This is a genomic window from Thermodesulfobacterium hydrogeniphilum, assembly GCF_000746255.1.
In the GTDB taxonomy this organism is placed as follows: domain Bacteria; phylum Desulfobacterota; class Thermodesulfobacteria; order Thermodesulfobacteriales; family Thermodesulfobacteriaceae; genus Thermodesulfobacterium; species Thermodesulfobacterium hydrogeniphilum.
Genome location: NZ_JQKW01000007.1, coordinates 235,763 through 255,103, shown reverse-complemented (window position 1 = coordinate 255,103; position 19,341 = coordinate 235,763). Strand labels below are relative to the sequence as shown.

The following is a 19,341-nucleotide window of genomic DNA, read 5'->3' as shown; positions in this document are numbered from 1 at the left end:
CTATGTCTACCATTCCTGAAAAATTTGATATAGAATACTATAATTACCAGCTTCCAGAGCATCTTATTGCTTATTATCCTGCTAAAAAACGTACAGAATCTAAACTTTTGGTAATAGAAAAAAAACCAGGAAAATTGTATTTCCATGAAAAATTTTCAGAAATAGAAAAATATTTTCAAAAAGGAGATTTATTAATTCTCAATAATACCAAAGTTTTCCCCGCAAGACTTAAAGGACGAAAAACTACAGGAGGGGAAGCTGAACTTCTGCTTTTTAAAAAACCCACTGGATTTAAATTCCAAACCTTTGCTTTGATCAAAGGAAAACGTATTAAAAAAGGAACAGAAATTTTAATAGAAAATTATATAAAAATTAAAGTTTTAGATAAACTGGAGGGAGGAAGGTTTTTTGTAGAGCTTGAAAGTCAGATAGAACCTTTAGAAAATCTTATTTATAAATATGGAAAAGCTCCCCTTCCCCCTTATATAAAAAGAGAACCAGAAATTACAGATTTGGAAAGATATCAAACAGTTTTTGCTCAAAAAGAAGGTTCTATTGCTGCTCCTACTGCAGGGTTTCATTTTGATGAAAACTTACTTAAAACTTTACAGGAAAAAGGTATTGTTATTAAATTCATTACTTTACATGTAGGATATGGAACTTTTGCTCCTATAAAAGTAAAAGATATAAGAAAACATCAAATTGAATCAGAATATATTGAAATAGAAGAAGATGTAATAGAAGAAATTAAAAAAGCTCTTTCAGAAAAACGTAGGATTATTGCAGTTGGAACCACTGTAGTAAGAACCTTAGAATTTATAGCTAAAAAAGGCTTAACTCCTTATAAAGGCCTTTGTGATCTTTATATTTATCCTGGTTTTAAATTTCAGATAGTCTCTGCTATGGTTACCAACTTCCATCTTCCAAAATCTTCGTTACTTCTCTTAGTTTGTGCCTTTGCTGGAAGATCTCTTATATTAAAAGCTTATCAAGAAGCCATAAAAAAGAACTATCGTTTTTATTCTTATGGAGATGCTACTTTTATAATTTAATCTTTATGCATTTTCTTTAAAACTTTGTAAACAGCTTCCACAGTATTCTCTATTTCTTCTTCTCCATGAGCCAAGGATACAAACCAGGCTTCAAACTGAGAAGGAGGTAAATAAATTCCTTTTTCAAGCATTTTTTGCCAGAAAATAGCAAATTTTTCTGTATCAGAACTTAAAGCAGTTTCAAAATTAATAACTTCTTTATCTGTAAAGAATAAGGTAAGCATAGAAGCAATTCTGTGAACTCTATAGGGTAGATCCAGATCTTTTAAAGCTTCCTTTATACCCTCTTCAAGTTTTGAAGCTAAGGCTTCAAGTTTTTCATAAGTACCGGGTTTGGCAAGTTCTTTTAAAGTAGCAAGTCCTGCTGCTACTGCAATGGGATTTCCTGATAATGTGCCTGCCTGATAAACAGGACCCTCTGGTGCAACCATATCCATAATTTCAGCCTTCCCTCCATAAGCTCCTACAGGAAGCCCTCCTCCTATAATTTTACCAAGACAGGTTAAATCAGGTGTTATTCCATAGAACCCTTGAGCTCCTGATAAGCCAAGTCTAAAACCTGTAATCACCTCATCAAAAATAAGAAGAGCTCCATATTTTTGAGTAATTTCTCTTAAAAACTGTAAAAAACCTTCCTTAGGAGGAATGACTCCCATATTAGCAGGCACAGGCTCAACTATAACTGCAGCTATTTCTTCTCCATATTGTTTAAAAGCTTCTTCCACTTTTTCAAAATCATTATAAGGCAAATTTAAAGTATGAGCTGTAAGTTCCTCAGGAACACCAGGGCTGGCAGGAATTCCAAAAGTAGCAAGACCTGAACCTGCTTTTACAAGAAGAGAATCTACATGCCCATGATAACATCCCTCAAATTTTACGATTTTTTTTCTTTTAGTGTAAGCTCTTGCAAGACGAATAGCGCTCATAGTTGCTTCTGTTCCAGAGTTGACAAGACGAACTTTTTCTATAGAAGGAACACAGGATTTTATAAACTCTGCCAGCTCTACTTCCTGCCAAGTTGGAGCACCAAAGCTGGTTCCTTTTTTAGAGGCAAAATAAACATTTGCAATAATCTCTGGATGAGCATGTCCAAGAATAAGAGGTCCCCAAGAACAAACATAATCTATATACCTATTCCCATCTACATCTATTAAATAAGCACCTTCTCCCTTTTCAAAAAAAACAGGATCAGATTTTACAGCTTTACAAGCTCTAACAGGGCTATTTACTCCTCCAGGGATAGCCTTTATAGCTTTTTCATAAAAAGCCTTAGATCTTATTCTCATCTCTGCCCTCCTAATCTTCTTAAATATTCTATTTTACACAGTTTTTCTAAAATTAAAAGCAGATTTACAGCTTCTTCTAAATTTCTCCCCCAGGTTAAAGCCCCATGCTGGCTTAAAACTATTACTTTGGAAATCAAAGCTGATTCTGAAGCTTTTTCCCAGAGTTCTTCAGAACCTGGAAGAAAAAAAGGCACAACTTTTATCTCTTTTAGAAAAATTTTAGCCTCTGGTAAATCAAATTCTCTGAAATCAAATCCACAAAGATCTAAAGCCAAAACATAGGCAGGATGAGCATGCACAATAGCTTTTGCTTGAGGATTTTTTAAATAGATTTTATAATGCATGCCCCATTCTGAAGAGGGTTTACCCTTTAAAAATTCGCCTTGCCAATTGATAAAACAAAGATCCTTTGGCTCCAAAATTTCTTTTATTTTCCCAGAAGGGGTGATCCAGAAGCCTTCTTTATCTCTTACAGAAAGATTCCCCTCTGAACCCGTTATAAGACCTTTTTCTGCTAAATATTTAGTATAAAAACTAAGTTCTTTTTTCTTTTCCATTTAAACTTTTATAGCTCTTACCAGATCTATATTTTCTAAAGTCCATTCAACAGTTCTTCTTAAGCCTTCCTCCAGATCTATCTCTGGCTGCCAGCCAAGAAGTTTTTTAGCCTTTTCAATCTCTGCCCAAGTAAGCATAACATCAGCTTTGTGAAAAGGATAAAATTCTTTCTTAGCCTTTTTTCCGAGAAGTTTTTCTAAAATTTCTATCATCTGATTTATAGAAATGGGATTTCTTCCTCCTCCGAGATTAATAATCTCATATCCCAGAGGTTTTAAAGCAAGGATTGTTCCTCTGGCAATATCATCTATATAGGTGAAATCCCTTGCCTGAGTGCCATCTCCATAAATTTTAATAGGAGTCCCTTCATAAATCCATTTTATAAATCTAAAAGGGCTCATATCAGGACGTCCTGCTGGTCCATAGACTGTGAAATATCTAACAACCGAAATATCAAGTCCATAAAGATGGTGATAAGTATAAGCCAGAAGTTCTGAGCTTTTTTTAGTGGCAGCATAAGGAGATAAAGGAGTATCTACTTTTAATTCTTCGTGAAAAGGAGGCTTATGCCCTGCATAAACAGAAGAAGTGGATGCAAGAACCATCTTTTTTACGCCAGAATCTTTCATAAGTTCCAGAAGATTGAGAGTAGCTGTTACATTACTATCTACATAAACCCAGGGGTTTTCTAAACTTGCTCTAACTCCAGCTCTGGCTGCAAGATGAATAATGGCTTTTATAGGATAAATTTCAAAAAGAATTCTTATTGCTTCAAAATTAGAAAGATCTAATTTATAAAATTTAAAATTTTCATAATTTTTTAATTGAGAAAGTCTCCATTCTTTCAATTTAACATCATAGGCGTTATTTAAATTATCTACACCAAGAACAGATTTCCCTTCTTTAAGAAGGAATTCACTAACTCTCCATCCTATAAAGCCTGCTGCTCCTGTAACTAAATAATATTTCATCTACTTTTCTCCTTTCTTATTTTTTCTGCATAGGGTAAAACATACTTCTTATTTATATATTCTGCAAGTTCAAAACTCAAAATTGCTTCATCTTCCATAGCCTGTTGAATTTTAGTAAGTCTTTCATGTCCTAAAAAATTGGAGAGTTTATCACAAAAGAAATTTCTACAAAAGATAGGAGCAAGGATAAGATTACAGCCCTTCTCTCCTAAAAATAAACAATCCTCTGGTCTTTCTAAATTAAACTTTATTTCTGTTTGAAGATAATCTGCTAACATAAGATTTATCAAAAATTCTGAAGGTCTTAATTTCCATTCTAAACCTGTTTGACAGCATTTTTCTCCTGATTGGGCACATTTAGCACAAAAAGCAAAAGACTCATTTTCTATAAAAGCCTGCCTGCTTTTTTCTATAGCTTTTTTAAGAGGTTCTAATTTATCTATAATGTATTTATCTTTCCAGAGCTTTTCTTTTAATTCCTGTTTATAAAAATTTTGCCAGCTTTTAAAATAAGTTAAACTATCCATTTAAAGTTCTATTTTTAAGTCTTTTCCACTTATTTCATTTAATAATATACCTGTTAAAATTTTAGGATAAAAGTAGGTACATTTATGAGGCATTCTTTTTTTAGCCTGAGCTACCTTTTTAAGCACTAAAGGAGAGATTACAGGAAAAATAATTCCAATAGCTCCTCTTTGCACCTCTTTTATTACCTCATTTATATCACAAACAAATTTAGCCCTACCCTTTTCTTTTAATTGTTCTTCCTTTAAACCTGTACTTAATTCTAAAATTTTCAAAAAATTATAAAGAGTAACCTCTGATAAAATCGGGTCTTCAGTCTTTATTTTTTCTAAAAATTCTTTTTTTATACAAAAAAAATAAGCTTTATTATTTAAAAAAATAAGCCATTCCTGCGCCTTTTTATTAAAATAATTATCAAAATTTTCAGGCTTAAAATTTATTTCTTTGAAAACTTCGGCAAAATTTTTCAATTTTTTTAAAAATCCTTCTGGATCTTCAAGAAAATAAGTTCTGTGAGTGGGAAGCATAAGCAAATTTTTATCTTCTAAAGGACAAATATACATTGCTATATAATTATAATCCTTATAATTCTTTTTACCATAAAGATTTTCCATATATTCTTTATATCTCAAAGCTGTAGTATATCTGTGATGTCCATCAGCAATATAAATTCTTTTGTCTTCTAAAAATTTTATTAAATTTTTTACAAACTCTTTATCAGTGATTTTATAAAGCTTGTGTTTTTCTCCTTTATAATTTATGCTATATATTAATTTTTTCTTATTTTTTAAATTTTTTAAAGTAAAAAGCTCTGGATCTTCATAAAGACCAAAAACCTGACTAAACTGAAAACCAGTATTTTTAAACAACTCCAAACGCTCATCTGTAACTTTATTATAAACCTTTTCATGAGGAAGAATTTTACCTTCTTCAAAAGGACTCAATTCTATTAGATTTATAAATCCTTTTCTATTAAATTTTTTTCCATGATAGGTAAATTCTAACTCATATAAATAAATCCCAGGGGTTTGATTTTTTATAAGGATTTGCTCTTTTATCCAGGAATTAAGAAGTTCCTTAGCTCTTTGATAACTCTCTGGTAATTCTAAATGAAAAATATTGTAAGGACTTTTGTTTTTAAAATGATTAACTTCTTCTTGTGAAACCACATCGTACTGAGGAGCAATTACATCTTCTATATTAACTTTGATAGTATTGTATCTCCAGGCACAAAAAGGAAGGCTTCTGGGCATATCTCACTCCTTCAAAAAATTTTCCCCTTAAACATACCAAAAAATTAAATATTAGCAAGGAACAGGTTTTACAATTGTAAGTAGCAATTTTGAGGATTAAAGATAAAATAAGCACATGCTTAAGAAAAAATTTGGTCAACATTTGCTTATTGCTTCAGGTATTCTACAAAAACTTGTAGAATTTTCTGAAATAAAATCAGAAGAAACAGTAGTTGAAATTGGTCCTGGTACAGGGAATCTTACTAAAGAATTATTAAAAACTCCTTTAAAAAATCTTTATCTTATAGAAATAGATCAAGAAATGATAGAAAAACTTAAAAAAAATATAAAAGACGAAAGAGTTACTATAATTCAGGCTGATGCTACTAAATTTGATTTTTCAAGCTTAAAAGAAAAGGAATTGAAATTAATTGGCAATCTCCCCTATAATGTAGCCAGTTTAATTATTGAAAATACAGTAATGTATAAAGAGTATATACCACAGGCTTTTTATATGGTGCAAAAAGAAGTTGCTGAAAGATTAATAAAGGAAAAATCCTGGCTTTCCATTTTTGTAAAAACTTTCTATGAAATAAATTATCTTATGAGTATACCTGCCAGATTCTTTGTCCCTCCTCCCAAGGTGGTTTCTGCTTATATAAAATTGACAAGAAAGGATTTTAAAGAAATTTCAGATTTAAAAAATTATAAAAAATTTCTAATTCGTCTTTTTTCTCAGAAAAGAAAAATGCTTAAACATAAAATTGATGAAAAATTATTATTGAATTTAGAAATCTCTCCCAATAAAAGGGTTGAAGAGTTGAATTTTAAAAATTTTCTCTCACTTTATTCTGAGATTGAAAAAGTAAAGAAGATTTAGTTTTAAGAATTTTTGAATTATTGCCAGAAAATTTTTTATAAACTCTTCTATGTTTTTTGCGAATTCTTCTAACCAGTCTTATGGCTCTTAAATGCTCTCTGTATGTTCTTGAAAAATAATGGGTCCCATCTCCTTTAGCTACAAAATAAAGGTAGGAAACCTTAGCCGGAAATAATACAGCCTTAATACTATCCTCTCCAGGACTGCAAATAGGTGTAGGAGGGAGACCATAGTTTAAATAGGTGTTATAAGGACTTTTTACACTGTAATAATCTTTGTAATAAAGCCTTCTGAAATTTCTTAAAGCATAATTTATAGTAGGATCTGCTTGTAAAGGCATGCCTCTTTTGAGTCTATTTAAATAAACTGCTGCAATTAATGGTTTTTCTTTAGAATATATTGCTTCTTTTTCTACTATAGAGGCTAAAGTTATCACTTCTTTTAAAGACATGCCTTTTTTATTTGCTATATCTTTATACTTATCCCAGTGTTTCCAAAAATTATCTACCATAGTTTTAATAATTACTCCAGGATGTGTATATTTATGAAAATAATAAGTATCTGGATACAAATAACCTTCCAGAGTCGGCCCAGGTAACCCAAATTTTTTAGCTACCTGAGGATCTTGAGCCAATTTTAGAAATTCCTCTTTTTTACAGATATTGTTTCTATCCAAAATTTCTGCAATTTGCCAAAGAGTAAGCCCTTCTGGAATAGTTATTTTATGGGACAAAACCCTTCCTTCTACAAGAATTCTCAAAATTTCTCCTAAGCTCTGGTGAGTATAAAAAGCATATTCTCCGGGCTTTATTTTATTATAAAAACCTGTTCTCAAAGCTTCTATAATAAATACCCATCTACTTTTAATTACACCTTTTTCTTTAAGTTTTTTAGCTATACTCCAAACTCCCTCTCCTTTTTTTATTTCAACAATTCTGAATTCATTAGTTTTAAATTCAGAAACAGGACCCAATCCATCAAAATATAAACCTATTATCCATAAAATAAAAAAAAGAACCAATAAAAAAATTATTGGTCTTTTTTTCTGAATTTCAGCACTTGAGAACTTCATTTTTAATGGTATCTTTTATTAATATCTAACAGGAGGTTTTTATGATAACAGAAGAAATTTTAAAAACTTTAGAAAAAGAAGCCAAAGAACACCCCCATTCTCCATTTGCACAACACAAGTTAGCTATAGCTTACTTTAATTTGGGAAAATTTCAAGAGGCTAAAGAGGCTTTCAAACGCGTGCTTAAGATTGATCCTTACCATTTTGAAGCTATGATAAACTTAGGAATTATCTTGGCTCAGGAAGGAGAAATTGAAGAAGCTAAAAAGGCTTTTACTTTTACCCTTAAATTTTATCCTAAATCTGTAGAAGCCTGGATAAATCTTGGACTTGTTGAATTTCAATTAGGTAATTTAGAAGAAGCAGAAAAGTGTTATAAAAAAGCTATAGAATTAAAAAAAGATGATCCTGCTGCTTGGGTAAATCTTTCTACAATTCTGATAGAAAAAGGACAATATAAAGAAGCTATTTCAGCCTTAGAAAAAGCTAAAAGCCTTGCTCCTCAAATGGGAACTATTTATAATAATTTAGCAGTAGCTTATTATCATCTGGGAAATATAGAAGAGGCTAAAAAGAATATTGCTCAAGCTAAATCCTTAGGATACTCTGTAAATCCTGAGTTTGAAAGGTTGGTAAATGAGGATTCCTAAGATACCAACCTGTCCTTTTTGCGGAAAACCTATAGCTAAACCAACCTTTTTAGCTATAGGATTTTCAGATTTGGAAGCTGGTATATGTGAATGTGGTAGTGTTTATGTGTGCGATGTTACAGGACATAATCGCGGCGCTGCTTTTGTAGAAGCCCTTTTGATTGCTTGTGCAGGTGATTGGGAACTTGCTTGGGATTTAATACCTGATGAAGATTATAAAGAAATCTGGATAGAAAACTATGATTTAAAAACTCATACCATTTTACCAGAATCTTCTTACGGTAAAAGACTTTTCAGAAGTGCTCTTTGTTTTATTAAACTTTCTGATGATCTAAGAGAAACTCGAGAACCTAAAATAAAAAAACTTCTTCAAAAAGAAGAGCCAGATTTACCTAAAGTTGAAAAAAGAAAGCTCAGCAAAAAAGAATTAGAAGAGCTTATTAATCAGAATAATTTAAATCTTTTATTCAGTTATATCTTAGCCGAACCTCTTAATTTAAATGTTCTACAAAAATTTTTATATCATCCTGACCCAGTTTTTAGAAAAAAAGTTTCAGTTATTATAGGATTAGTTTCTGAAAAACTTGTAAAAATTCGTCCTGAAAAAGTTTTAGAACTTTTAAAAAGACTTATTTATTCAGCAGCAGATTCTGCTTCTTCTGCCTGGGGAGCTTTAGAAGCTGCTGGAGAAATTATAAGAAACACCAAAGATAGATATTCTTTCTTTATAAAAAATCTGCTCGCTTTTATAGAATTTCCAGAATATAGACCTTATGTATTGTATGCACTTTATAGAATCTCTGAAAAAAGTCCTCATCTTTTAAAACAACATAGCTATCTAAAACTATTAAATTACTTAGAAGGTGCATCATCAGAAATTCAAGGTCTTATTCTGCTAATATTCTACAATCTTAAAAGCCCTGAGATAAAATCTTATTTTGATAAGATTGATCCAGAAAAGAGCTTCAAGCTTTTTAATTACAAAACTTATAATTTTGAAACTGTATTTTTAAAAGATCTACTTAAAAAATTCTAATTTAGGAGACCTAAAATGGAAAAAAAACTTCTGGAAGATAAAAAGGATTTTTTTACACTAAAACCTGACATTCCAGAAGAGTTAAAACCAGCTTATGAAATTTGTCTAAAGGCTTATAAATTCTGGAGAGAAGGAAAAATAGTAGACACAATAACCTTATTAGAAGAAGCTTTAGCCCTTTTCCAAAAAGTTGAAAATTATAAAGACCTTGCTTATAAAGAAATAGCCAATATTTTAGACTTTTTAGGAGATTTATATCACTCAAGAGGTAATATAGAAAAAGCTTTGAAAGTTTATAAAGCCTGTTTGGATATTTGCGAAAATTTTGATGATGAAATTAGCACTGCTATTATAGCTGAAAAGATAGTATTTGTATACAAAGAAAAAAAAGAATATGACAAAATGCTTCCTTATTTGTATAGACTTTTAGAGATAGGGGAAAAATATAATGATGCACATAGAGCTGCCAGAGCCCTTGTAGGAATAGGAGAAGTATCAAGATATAAAAAAGATTATCAAACAGCAAAAGAAGCTTTAGAAATAGCTTATAAAATATATAAAGGTATGGGAGCAGGAGAATTATCTGAAATTGTTAAAAAAGGCTTAAAAGAATTAGAAAAAGAAATGCAAGAAAAAATTTAATTTTATCTACTATAACCTGGAAGTTCACCTATCGCGCAAGTGCCAGTTTCACATTTGTGACTTTCTACTAAATTAGGCTTATCAGAAGAACCTCCTGAATCACTAACAATAGCATTTACCACACTCATAAGACGATTTATATTTTTACTTTTACAATCAGGACAGGTTACTTGGGATATTTCATCTTTATTTTTAAGATAAACCTCAAATTCTTTTCCGCAATCCTGACATTTAAATTCATAAATAGGCATAATTACTCCCCTTTCCAAAGCATTTTATTTTCTAAATCAAATATAAACAATTTAATATTATATACTCAAACTTTCAAATTCTGTCAAGTATACACTACCATTACACCTTTTACACCTCCGAGGTGTAAAGAGGTAATTTATTTATTTGTTCCTTTCTTAGGTAAAGGAATATATTCTACAGAAGGAGTTTGTCTTAATGGCTGAGGAAAAAGTTTCATTAATTGATAAATTTCTATAGGCATATCTTTACTTACAGGCAAACCAAGTTTTTTGGCTTCTTCATAAGTAATAGGATAATCATGTGTAAAATGTCCCTGAGATAAAATGTCTGCCAATTCTTCAATTTTTTCTGGAGAATATTTATTATCCAGAATAAGTTTAAGATTTTCTTTCATTTGTTTTAAAGCCATTTCAGCTACATCTGCTAATATTAAAGTTTGATCCTCCACATGTTCTATAGATTTTCTTTTAACAGCTCTTAAGATTGAAGCCGCAGGATATTGTCCTAATTGAGGATCTACAGGTCCAAGAACTGCATGTTCATCCATGATAATCTCATCACAGGCAAGAGCAATAAGAGTCCCTCCGCTCATAGCATAATGAGGGATAAAAGCTGTTACTTTGGCAGGATGTTTTTTTATGGCTAAGGCTATCTGTAAAGCTGCTAACACTAATCCACCTGGAGTATGTAAAATTATATCAATAGGTACATCTTTATCCGTAAGATGTATAGCTCTTATTACCTCTTCAGAGTCATTAATATCTATAAATTTCATAATTGGGAAACCCAATAAACTCATAGTTTCCTGACGATGAATCAATAAAATAACCCTTGAGCCTCTTTTCTTTTCTATTTGTTCTATAGCCTTTTGACGGGCTAATTCTAAAAATTTCTGTCTTAAAAAAGGTTGCATTGCCATAGCTAAAAATAAAATCCAAAATAAATCTCCCCATCCTATCATACTTTATTTTCCCCCTTTTAGTCTTTTTATCTATTCCATCTATCTATTCCAAAGAAAGAACCAAAAATACCATATTCATCTTGGTAAAATCTACATTTTTTTTTGCAGAAAAATTTATATCCCAAAGCTCCGAAAATAAAACCTCCCAAATGAGCAAACCAAGCTATACCTCCAAAACTGTCAGGTAAAGCTAAAGCAAAAAGTCCACTATATAACTGTATTAAAAGCCAGTATCCCAAGTATAAAAATGCTGGGATCTCAAAAAATAAAGGAAAAAAGAAAATAGGCACCAAAATTACAATTCTTGCCAAGGGATACATAATAAAATAGGCACCCATTACACCAGAAATAGCTCCAGAAGCACCTATTAAAGGTGTAACAGAGTTTTTGTAAATAAAAGCATGAAATAAAGTAGCAAAAATTCCACAAAAAAGATAAAATATGAGAAATCTAAAAGGTCCCAAACGATCCTCTACATTATCTCCAAAAATCCATAAAGTCCACATATTTCCTATAAGATGAAGCCAACCTCCATGAATAAAAAGATGAGTAAAAAGAGTAAGATATTTTTGATAAAAGGGATCTCCTAATAAAGCTGAAAAATAATGATTAAAAAATCTGGCTGGAATGAAACCCCATGTTCTAAAAAAAAATTCTCTTTCTAAAGAAGAAAGAGAAAGTTCATAAAAAAAAACTATTATATTAGCAAAAATTAACAACCAAGTCATTATAGGAGGATTTCTACGAGGTAAAATATCCTGTAGTGGTATCATCCAAGGCCTCCTATTATTTCTCCTCTTACTTTCTTTCTGAAATTTTCACTCTTTTCCACCAATTTTTCAAATACTTTTAGATCCTCTGGAATTTTACCAAATTCGTATTCCTCAAAATTTTCATATTTTTCTAATCCCTCTTTTCCTTTCTCTAAAAATATCTTTGCCAGATCCAAAAATAAAGATCCTTCTCTTGAAAGAGCATAAAATTCTGCGCTTCTTAGAGCATATCTATTTCCATTAAAAGACAATGCCACTCCTTTATTTTCCTTAATTAAATTCAAAGCTTGCATATCTGTAATACTATCTCCTGTATAAAACCCTTCAGAAAAAGGAATAGAAAGTTCTTTTGAGATCATCTCACAGGCTTTTGCTTTTTCTGAGCCTCCTATAGGATTTACCTCCCTTAAAAAAATTCCTATATCTAAATTCCATATTATATTAAAAAATATCTCCTCTAAACGGTCTAAAATACTTAATAAATCTAAAGGTAAATCAGAAGGTAAAGTGGCATCTTTTGGAAAATCTATCTCTGGTAAACTTATAATTTCCTCATAAAGCTTTTTTAAAATTTTAGCTTCTTCAGAAGAAAGTTTAACTTTATCAAAATCTATTTCAGTACAAAAAATATGATCCATGGGAAAATTTGTAACCTCTGCTAAAGCTTCCAAATAAGGTTTATAGCTTGTGCTAATTATAAAGGTAGGCAAAATTTTATTAAGCTTGGGTAAATTTTCAGGAATTTTAGGTAGAAATATCAAAGTTTTTTTAGAGAATTCTCTTAAACTTTTATTATTAGCTCCAAATAGTTTCAAAAAAGGTAAAATAAGTTTTAAAGTATCTCCTGCTTTATATCCCTCTTTTTTCTTAATATCAGCTAAATAGTCATCAAAACGGGAAATTTGTTTAAAAAAATAATCACCTTTGGGTATAATAGCTTTACAATATTCAAAAGCATTATCATTAAGAGTTAAAGGTCCTTCACAATCAAAGGCTAAAAAAGGCATAAAAACTCCTTATTTGATTTTTAGTTTTCTCTCTCTAATAGAAGGGATCTGCATTTCTTCTCTATATTTAGTAACTGTTCTACGAGCTATTTTTATTCCATATTTTTCTTTTAAAATTTTGGCTATGGTATTATCACTTAAAGGTTTCTTAGGATCCTCTTTATCTATTATCTCTTTAATATAATCTTTTACAGCCTTAGAAGATAAAACATTACCTTGAGAGGATTCATAACCTGTTGAAAAGAAAAACTTCAAAGAATAAACACCATTAGGTGTTTGAACATATTTATGAGCTATGATTCTGCTTACAGTTGATTCATGTAAACCTGTTTCTTCTGCTATTATTTTCAAAGTTAAAGGCTTAAGATGTTTTATACCTTTTTCTAAAAATTCACATTGATGTTTTAAAATAGCCTCTCCAACTTTATAAAGACTGGAATATCTGCTATCCAGAGCCTTTAGTAAATTCTCTGCATCTCTTAATTTTTTCCTTAAAAATTGTTTCAGTTTCTTTGTTTCTTCAGATTTCTTTTTTATTTTTAAATAATCTTTATAATAACTATTCAATTTTATTGAAAAATTCTTCTCTTTAATCACTTCTACTTTCCATTTATTATCTTGTTTATAAAAGATAAGATCAGGTTCTATATAAAGTGTAGGTTCTAAAAAATAATTGCGCGCTGGATAAGGCTCTAATTGTCTAATAATCTCTAAAGCATTTTCTATCTCCTCTGGACTAAATCCATAATTTTGACTCAGATATTCTACACCTTTTGGAATTTCTTCTAAATGTTGTTTCACCAAAATATAAGGCAGTGAATCAGAAAAATAACCAAGAAACTCTAATTGAGTAAGCAAACATTCTTTTAGATTATAAGATGCTACACCCACAGGGTCCAAAAATTTTACAATATTTCTAATCTTTTCTACTTTTTCTTCCGAAACATGTAATTCCTGAGCTATTTCTTTAGAAGTAAGAGTTAAATATCCTTTTTCATCAAGATTGCCTATAATATGCTGAGCTATTTCATAATCCTTAGAGGAAAGCTCTTTAAGACGAATTTGCCATAATAAATAATCTGTGAGCTTTTCCTCTACCTTTAAGGTTTTCTCCCAAATAGGAGGTTCTTCTGAAGGAGGTTCAAAAAAATGTAAAGATCTTTCTATAAACTCTTCATTATTCAAATCTATTTCATCATTTAATCTAATCTCTTCCTTAAAATCTAATTTTTTTGAAAATATATTCTCTGGCAAATCTTTATATTCCAATTCTAAAAAAGGATTAATTTGAGCTTCCTCTTGTAAAAATTCCTCTAATTCTAAGGTATTTAATTGCAATACTTTTAAAATAAGCTTTAATTGAGGGGTTAAAATCAGTTGAGGAGTTATTTTTAATTGATTTTTTAGTTCTATCATATTTTTATATCTCTATATTACAAACTTTTCACCCAAGTATTTTTCTTGGACCAATGTATTTTCTAAAATATGTTGGGGGGTTCCCTCTCCAATAATTTCACCCTCGGCAATAACATAACCTCTATCACATATTTTTAAAGTATCTCTTACATTATGATCAGAAATCAAAAGTCCTATACCTTTATTTTTAAGAGTTTGAAAAATTTCTTTCAGTTGAGAAATACCAATAGGATCTATACCTGCAAAAGGTTCATCTAAAAGAATAAACTGAGGTTCTATCAGAAGAGCTCTTACTATCTCCACTTTTCTTTTCTGTCCACCTGATAAAGTGTAAGCTTTTTGATCTAAAATTTCCTTTAAATTGAATAGTTCTATGTAATATTCTAATTTTTCTTCCAGTTCTTTGGTCTTTTTTTCTATTTTTTCTATAACTATTTTAAAATTTTCTAAAACTGTAAGTTTCCTGAATACAGAAGTTTCTTGAGGTAAATAGATAATACCTTTTTGTGCTCTTTCTGAAACATCTAAATTTGTAATTTCTTCTTTTCCAAACCAGATTTTTCCATTATCAGGCTTTAAAAATCCAGCAATCATGTAAAAGGAAGTAGTCTTCCCTGCTCCGTTGGGGCCTAAAAGTCCTATAATCTCTCCTTTATTTACTTCTATAGTAATACCTTTAACAATTTCTCTGTTTTTAAAAATTTTTTTTAAATTTTCAGCTTTTAACATGGCTATTTAAGATAAATCATTGTTCTAACTCTGCCCTGTTCCTTTGCTAAAACCTCACTTTTATCTTCGTTGAAATAAATTATTACTATATCACCTTCTATTAAATTTTTATCACGCCATACCTTAGGATTATCTTCTAAAACCAGTTTTTCCTGTTTTTTGAAATAAACCGCTTTATCTGCATAAGCTTTCCACTTACCCTTTTCTATAACAACTCTACCTAAGGCTATTATCTTATTAACTACCTTTTTACCTTTCTGATTCTCATAATAAACATACATTTTATCGCACCAGACTTTTAAGTCTTTTTTAATAGCGAAAACTTTTCCTGTAAAAACTGCTAATCCTTCGCTTTCAAAAACCTCCATTTTATTAGAGGTGATATTAATTTCTGAAGCAGCCAAAGCCAAAGTAATGTTAAAAATAATTATAATCAAAAAAGTTAAAACTGCTCTTTTCATCTTTTAAACCTTTGGTTTTTAAAAATGTTATATATCAAAAATATAAACCATCTTTATTATTTAAACAAGGCTTTAAATCTTATCAAAGAATTGCTTTTACTGCAAGTGATAGATTATAATTAAAAACAGAAAAATTTGAAAATTCTTTTGAGATTTTACGAATATAAATTAAATTTGAAAAATAAAAAAGGGGGCTTAAAGCCCCCTTTTTTTATTTTAGAATTCTCCTCCTGGCATAGGAGGTGTTTTTTCTTCTTTTTTGGGTTTTTCAGCTACCATAGCTTCAGTGGTTAAGAGTAATCCAGCTACTGAAGCTGCATTTTGTAAAGCACAACGGCTCACTTTCTTAGGATCAATTACTCCAGCTTTTACCAAGTCTTCAAATTCTCCTGTAGCTGCATTAAAACCTATATTTTCTTTTTCGTTTTTTACTTTTTCAACAATGATAGATCCTTCATATCCGGCATTAGCAGCAATCTGACGGAGAGGAGCTTCTAAAGCCTTTTTAATAATTTCTACTCCATATTTTTCATCTTCTTCAAGTTTTAGATCATCAAGTACTGGTAAACATCTAATATAAGCTGTTCCACCTCCAGGAACAATTCCTTCTTCTACAGCAGCTTTGGTAGCATTAAGAGCATCTTCCACTCTGGCTTTCTTTTCTTTCATTTCTGTTTCAGTAGCAGCTCCTACATATATAACAGCTACTCCACCTACTAATTTAGCAAGTCTTTCCTGAAGTTTTTCTCTGTCATAATCAGAAGTTGTTTCTTCAATCTGAGCACGGATCTGTTTAATACGAGCTTCAATATCTTCTTTTTTACCAGCACCATCAATTATAGTGGTGGTTTCCTTGGTAACTACTACTCTTCTTGCTTTTCCAAGATCTTTTAACTGAACATTCTCAAGCTTCATTCCAAGCTCTTCAGATACAAAACTTCCACCAGTAAGTATTGCTATATCCTGGAGCATGGCTTTTCTTCTTTCACCAAAACCAGGAGCTTTTACAGCGCAGCAATTTAAAACGCCTCTAAGTTTGTTTACTACTAAAGTAGCTAAAGCTTCTCCTTCTACATCCTCAGCAATAATCAAAAGTGGTTTTCCAGCACGAGCTATTTGCTCAAGAAGTGGCAATAAATCTTTCATAGCACTAATCTTTTTGTCATAAACTAAAATATAAGGATCTTCTAAAATACATTCCATTTTTTCAGCATCAGTTACAAAATAAGGAGAAATATATCCACGATCAAACTGCATTCCTTCTACTACTTCTAAATATGTTTCTAAACCTTTAGATTCTTCAACTGTAATAACACCTTCTTTCCCTACTTTATCCATAGCATCAGCAATAAGATTACCAATAGTGGCATCGTTGTTAGCAGAAATAGTAGCTACCTGAGCTATTTCCTGACGAGACTTGCAGGGCTGAGCAATTTTCTCAAGCTCTTTTACAACAGCGTCTACAGCTTTATCAATTCCACGTTTAATAGCCATGGGATTAATTCCAGCAGCTACTAATTTAATTCCCTCCTGAAAAATAGCCTGAGCAAGCACTGTAGCTGTAGTTGTTCCATCTCCAGCAACATCACTGGTCTTAGAAGCAACTTCTTTTACCATCTGAGCACCCATATTTTCAAATTTATCTTCTAATTCTATTTCCTTAGCAACTGTAACACCGTCTTTTGTAATTAAAGGAGAACCAAAAGATCTTTCTAAAATTACATTTCTTCCTTTAGGCCCCAGAGTTACTTTTACAGCATCAGCCAACTTATTAACTCCGCTCAAAATCTTCTCTCTGGTATTAGCCCCATAAATAATTTCCTTCGCAGCCATATCCTTCCACCTCCTTTTAAAATTATTTTTTATTTTTTAAAATTTTCTAAAAATTAGTCTTCAATAATAGCCAATACATCATCTTCTCTCATAATAAGATATTCTTCCCCTTTAATTTTTATTTCAGTACCAGCATATTTGCTAAAAAGGATTTTATCTCCTTCTTTAACAGTTAAAGGCTGTTTTTGTCCATTTTCTAATAACCTACCCTCTCCTACAGCTACAACTTTACCCATAATGGGCTTTTCCTTAGCTGTATCAGGGATAATAATTCCTGACTCAGTTCTCTGTTCCTCTTCAATACGCTGAACTAAAATACGATCATATAAAGGTCTGATCTTCATACCTCCACCTCCCTCCTTTGATTTAATTTATATTTAATTTGCTTGAATTAAGTTAGGAAAAAAAATAATCATTACTTTTAAAAAGACAAGGAGTTAATGATTTAATTTTTTAAAAATTTTAAAATCTGATTTATAAGAATTTCTGCTGATTCTGAAGTATTGAGAATTAAAAGATTTTCACACTCTAAAGGCTCTTTGAATTTCTTCTTTTGAGATAAATAGATCTCCCAAAGGGCATCTGAATAGCTCTTTTCTTCTTTTCTTTTAAATATTCTTTCCTTTATTACCTCATCATCAGCCTGACACCATATCCAGTATAATTTAGTTCTTGTATTTTTAAATTCTTTTTTGATTAAATTTCTATATTTTTTATTTCTAAAAGTAGCATCTAAAATAACATCTCTTCCATAAGATATTTCTTCTTTAGCAATTTCAATCATCTTTTTATAAGTCTTTTCTGTCATTTCAGGAGTATAAATCCCTTTTTCAAAATCTGCATAATAATGTTTATCAAGATCCAAATTAGCAAGTTTTTTACGAATAATATCAGAAGCTATATAAACTGCTGGTCTTTCTTGCAAGAGTTTTTGAGCTAAATAACTTTTTCCTGTCCCTGAAAGTCCAATAAATATAATTATTTTAGGAATACCACCAGCATATAAGTAAGCCAAATCAAAATATCTCTTAGCAGATTCTAAAGCTTCTCTCCTTTTTTCTTCAGGAACTTCAGAAGAAGCGTAGGTAAAACAACCAATTTTCCCTATTACATAAGCTCTATAACATTTATAAAAATTTAATAGTTTTGATAAATCTCTGTCTCCGCTTTGTTCAACATAGTTTGTTATAAAATAATTAGATAAATCTCTGAATCTATGATAATCTAAATCCATAGCAAGAAAAGCAATATCAGAACAAACATCTCCACATCTAAACCTTTCATTAAATTCTATGCAATCAAAAATATAAACTCTTTTTAAATCATCAAAACAAATGTTAGCTGAATAAAGATCACCATGCCCATCTCTTATATACCCTTCTTTTATTCTTTTTTCAAAAAGTTCTTTATTATTCTGAATAAATTGCTTAGTGTAATTAACTATATACTCATATTTATCTTCTGAAATAGCTATTCCAACAAAATCTTTAGTTTGTTCAAAATTTTCATTAGTATTATAACTGACAGTTTCAATACTTCCGTAAATGTTAACTCTTTCTCCTGTTTCTGCTTTTTTATAAAAAGGGACTAAAACATTATTTATTAAATCTATATGTTTTTCTGTAATCTTTCCCTCTTCTAAAAGTGGAGACATCATTCCGTTTTCAGGAAGCTTTTTCATTTTTACAGCATATTCTACAATTTCTCCATCTCCTTCAAATTTATATATTCCATCACTTTTAGTAACAGGAACTACTCCTAAATAAAGATCTGGACAAAGTCTTCTGTTAAGTTCTACTTCTCTTTCACAAAAATATTTTCTTTTCTCTAAGGTTGTAAAATCAAGAAAGCCAAAATTAACAGGCTTTTTGATTTTATAAACATAGAAATCTGTAATAAATACATATGAAATGTGAGTTTGCACCACTTTAAAATCTTCAATTTTAAAAGGAAAAGAATTCAAATTTATAAGTTTATCCCATAAATACTCTTTCATGTTTCTAAC

Annotated in this window: 21 protein-coding genes; 5 read left to right on the top strand and 16 right to left on the bottom strand. The window is 30.5% G+C overall.

From position 1 onward, the window contains the following. Nucleotides 1-2: 2 nt before the first annotated feature. Nucleotides 3-1,052 (top strand): tRNA preQ1(34) S-adenosylmethionine ribosyltransferase-isomerase QueA, encoded by a 1,050-nt coding sequence (queA, locus tag CC87_RS03605; protein WP_051920509.1) that lies wholly within the window; start codon nucleotides 3-5, stop codon nucleotides 1,050-1,052. Here queA and hemL read toward each other — a convergent pair. Genes hemL through CC87_RS03580 form a run of 5 tightly spaced genes read right to left on the bottom strand, consistent with a single transcriptional unit; the run spans nucleotide 1,049 to nucleotide 5,645 of the window. Then, the gene (hemL, locus tag CC87_RS03600) at nucleotides 1,049-2,338 is read right to left on the bottom strand and encodes a glutamate-1-semialdehyde 2,1-aminomutase (protein ID WP_038056207.1); all 1,290 of its coding nucleotides are present in this window, start codon (nucleotides 2,336-2,338) and stop codon (nucleotides 1,049-1,051) included. The two genes, queA and hemL, sit on opposite strands and share 4 nt — an antisense overlap. Further along, a complete protein-coding gene (locus CC87_RS03595; protein ID WP_038056204.1) occupies nucleotides 2,335-2,895 on the bottom strand; it encodes a class II aldolase/adducin family protein in 561 nt (186 codons plus the stop codon). Before CC87_RS03595 ends, hemL begins: the two co-directional genes overlap by 4 nt. After that, the gene (locus CC87_RS03590; RefSeq protein WP_038056202.1) at nucleotides 2,896-3,867 is read right to left on the bottom strand and encodes an NAD-dependent epimerase/dehydratase family protein; all 972 of its coding nucleotides are present in this window, start codon (nucleotides 3,865-3,867) and stop codon (nucleotides 2,896-2,898) included. Continuing rightward, a complete protein-coding gene (locus CC87_RS03585) occupies nucleotides 3,864-4,394 on the bottom strand; it encodes a hypothetical protein (RefSeq protein ID WP_038056201.1) in 531 nt (176 codons plus the stop codon). The genes CC87_RS03590 and CC87_RS03585 overlap by 4 nt, the downstream gene beginning before the upstream one ends. Further along, entirely contained in the window at nucleotides 4,395-5,645 is a 1,251-nt protein-coding gene (locus CC87_RS03580) for a DUF1015 family protein (RefSeq protein ID WP_038056200.1), read from the bottom strand. A 115-nt stretch (nucleotides 5,646-5,760) separates the two neighbouring features. On the opposite strand from CC87_RS03580, the gene rsmA reads away from it, so the two are divergent. Further along, nucleotides 5,761-6,504 carry a 16S rRNA (adenine(1518)-N(6)/adenine(1519)-N(6))-dimethyltransferase RsmA gene (gene rsmA, locus CC87_RS03575; protein ID WP_038056199.1) on the top strand — a complete coding sequence of 248 codons (744 nt, stop codon included), beginning with the start codon at nucleotides 5,761-5,763 and terminating at the stop codon, nucleotides 6,502-6,504. Here rsmA and mltG read toward each other — a convergent pair. Continuing rightward, nucleotides 6,452-7,576: an endolytic transglycosylase MltG gene (gene mltG / locus CC87_RS03570; protein ID WP_051920507.1), complete on the bottom strand. Its 1,125-nt coding sequence runs from the start codon at nucleotides 7,574-7,576 to the stop codon at nucleotides 6,452-6,454. The two genes, rsmA and mltG, sit on opposite strands and share 53 nt — an antisense overlap. Nucleotides 7,577-7,617: 41 nt before the next feature. Here mltG and CC87_RS03565 point away from each other — a divergent pair, with 41 nt between their 5' ends. From CC87_RS03565 to CC87_RS03555, 3 genes are read left to right on the top strand one after another with little or no spacing between them, the layout of a single operon-like run. Further along, nucleotides 7,618-8,226, top strand: a complete 609-nt coding sequence (locus CC87_RS03565) for a tetratricopeptide repeat protein (protein WP_038056197.1) — start codon at nucleotides 7,618-7,620, stop codon at nucleotides 8,224-8,226. Beyond that, nucleotides 8,213-9,262: a DVU0298 family protein gene (locus tag CC87_RS03560; RefSeq protein WP_038056195.1), complete on the top strand. Its 1,050-nt coding sequence runs from the start codon at nucleotides 8,213-8,215 to the stop codon at nucleotides 9,260-9,262. The genes CC87_RS03565 and CC87_RS03560 overlap by 14 nt, the downstream gene beginning before the upstream one ends. 15 nt (nucleotides 9,263-9,277) lie before the next feature. Beyond that, nucleotides 9,278-9,904, top strand: coding sequence for a tetratricopeptide repeat protein (locus tag CC87_RS03555; RefSeq protein WP_038056193.1), 627 nt, complete (start codon nucleotides 9,278-9,280; stop codon nucleotides 9,902-9,904). Nucleotides 9,905-9,906: 2 nt separating this feature from the next. Here CC87_RS03555 and CC87_RS03550 read toward each other — a convergent pair whose 3' ends face one another. The 10 genes from CC87_RS03550 to CC87_RS03505 form a co-directional block, all read right to left on the bottom strand. After that, entirely contained in the window at nucleotides 9,907-10,155 is a 249-nt protein-coding gene (locus CC87_RS03550; RefSeq protein ID WP_038056191.1) for an FmdB family zinc ribbon protein, read from the bottom strand. A 137-nt stretch (nucleotides 10,156-10,292) separates the two neighbouring features. Then, entirely contained in the window at nucleotides 10,293-11,117 is an 825-nt protein-coding gene (locus CC87_RS03545; RefSeq protein WP_211248390.1) for an SDH family Clp fold serine proteinase, read from the bottom strand. Between the two features lie 26 nt (nucleotides 11,118-11,143). Continuing rightward, the gene (locus tag CC87_RS03540; protein ID WP_038056189.1) at nucleotides 11,144-11,890 is read right to left on the bottom strand and encodes a rhomboid family intramembrane serine protease; all 747 of its coding nucleotides are present in this window, start codon (nucleotides 11,888-11,890) and stop codon (nucleotides 11,144-11,146) included. Continuing rightward, entirely contained in the window at nucleotides 11,887-12,897 is a 1,011-nt protein-coding gene (locus CC87_RS03535) for a hypothetical protein (protein ID WP_038056187.1), read from the bottom strand. Before CC87_RS03535 ends, CC87_RS03540 begins: the two co-directional genes overlap by 4 nt. Before the next feature lie 9 nt (nucleotides 12,898-12,906). Then, a complete protein-coding gene (gene rpoN, locus CC87_RS03530) occupies nucleotides 12,907-14,313 on the bottom strand; it encodes an RNA polymerase factor sigma-54 (protein WP_038056185.1) in 1,407 nt (468 codons plus the stop codon). 12 nt (nucleotides 14,314-14,325) lie between these two features. Next, entirely contained in the window at nucleotides 14,326-15,042 is a 717-nt protein-coding gene (gene lptB, locus CC87_RS03525; RefSeq protein ID WP_211248389.1) for an LPS export ABC transporter ATP-binding protein, read from the bottom strand. A 2-nt stretch (nucleotides 15,043-15,044) separates the two neighbouring features. After that, nucleotides 15,045-15,503, bottom strand: a complete 459-nt coding sequence (lptA, locus tag CC87_RS03520) for a lipopolysaccharide transport periplasmic protein LptA (RefSeq protein WP_038056183.1) — start codon at nucleotides 15,501-15,503, stop codon at nucleotides 15,045-15,047. Between the two features lie 216 nt (nucleotides 15,504-15,719). Beyond that, complete coding sequence (gene groL, locus CC87_RS03515) at nucleotides 15,720-17,336, bottom strand: chaperonin GroEL (protein WP_038056182.1); 1,617 nt, start codon at nucleotides 17,334-17,336, stop codon at nucleotides 15,720-15,722. 53 nt (nucleotides 17,337-17,389) lie between these two features. Then, complete coding sequence (gene groES, locus CC87_RS03510) at nucleotides 17,390-17,680, bottom strand: co-chaperone GroES (protein WP_038056181.1); 291 nt, start codon at nucleotides 17,678-17,680, stop codon at nucleotides 17,390-17,392. 101 nt (nucleotides 17,681-17,781) lie between these two features. Beyond that, nucleotides 17,782-19,332: a bifunctional aminoglycoside phosphotransferase/ATP-binding protein gene (locus CC87_RS03505; protein WP_051920505.1), complete on the bottom strand. Its 1,551-nt coding sequence runs from the start codon at nucleotides 19,330-19,332 to the stop codon at nucleotides 17,782-17,784. Between the last annotated feature and the right edge of the window lie 9 nt (nucleotides 19,333-19,341).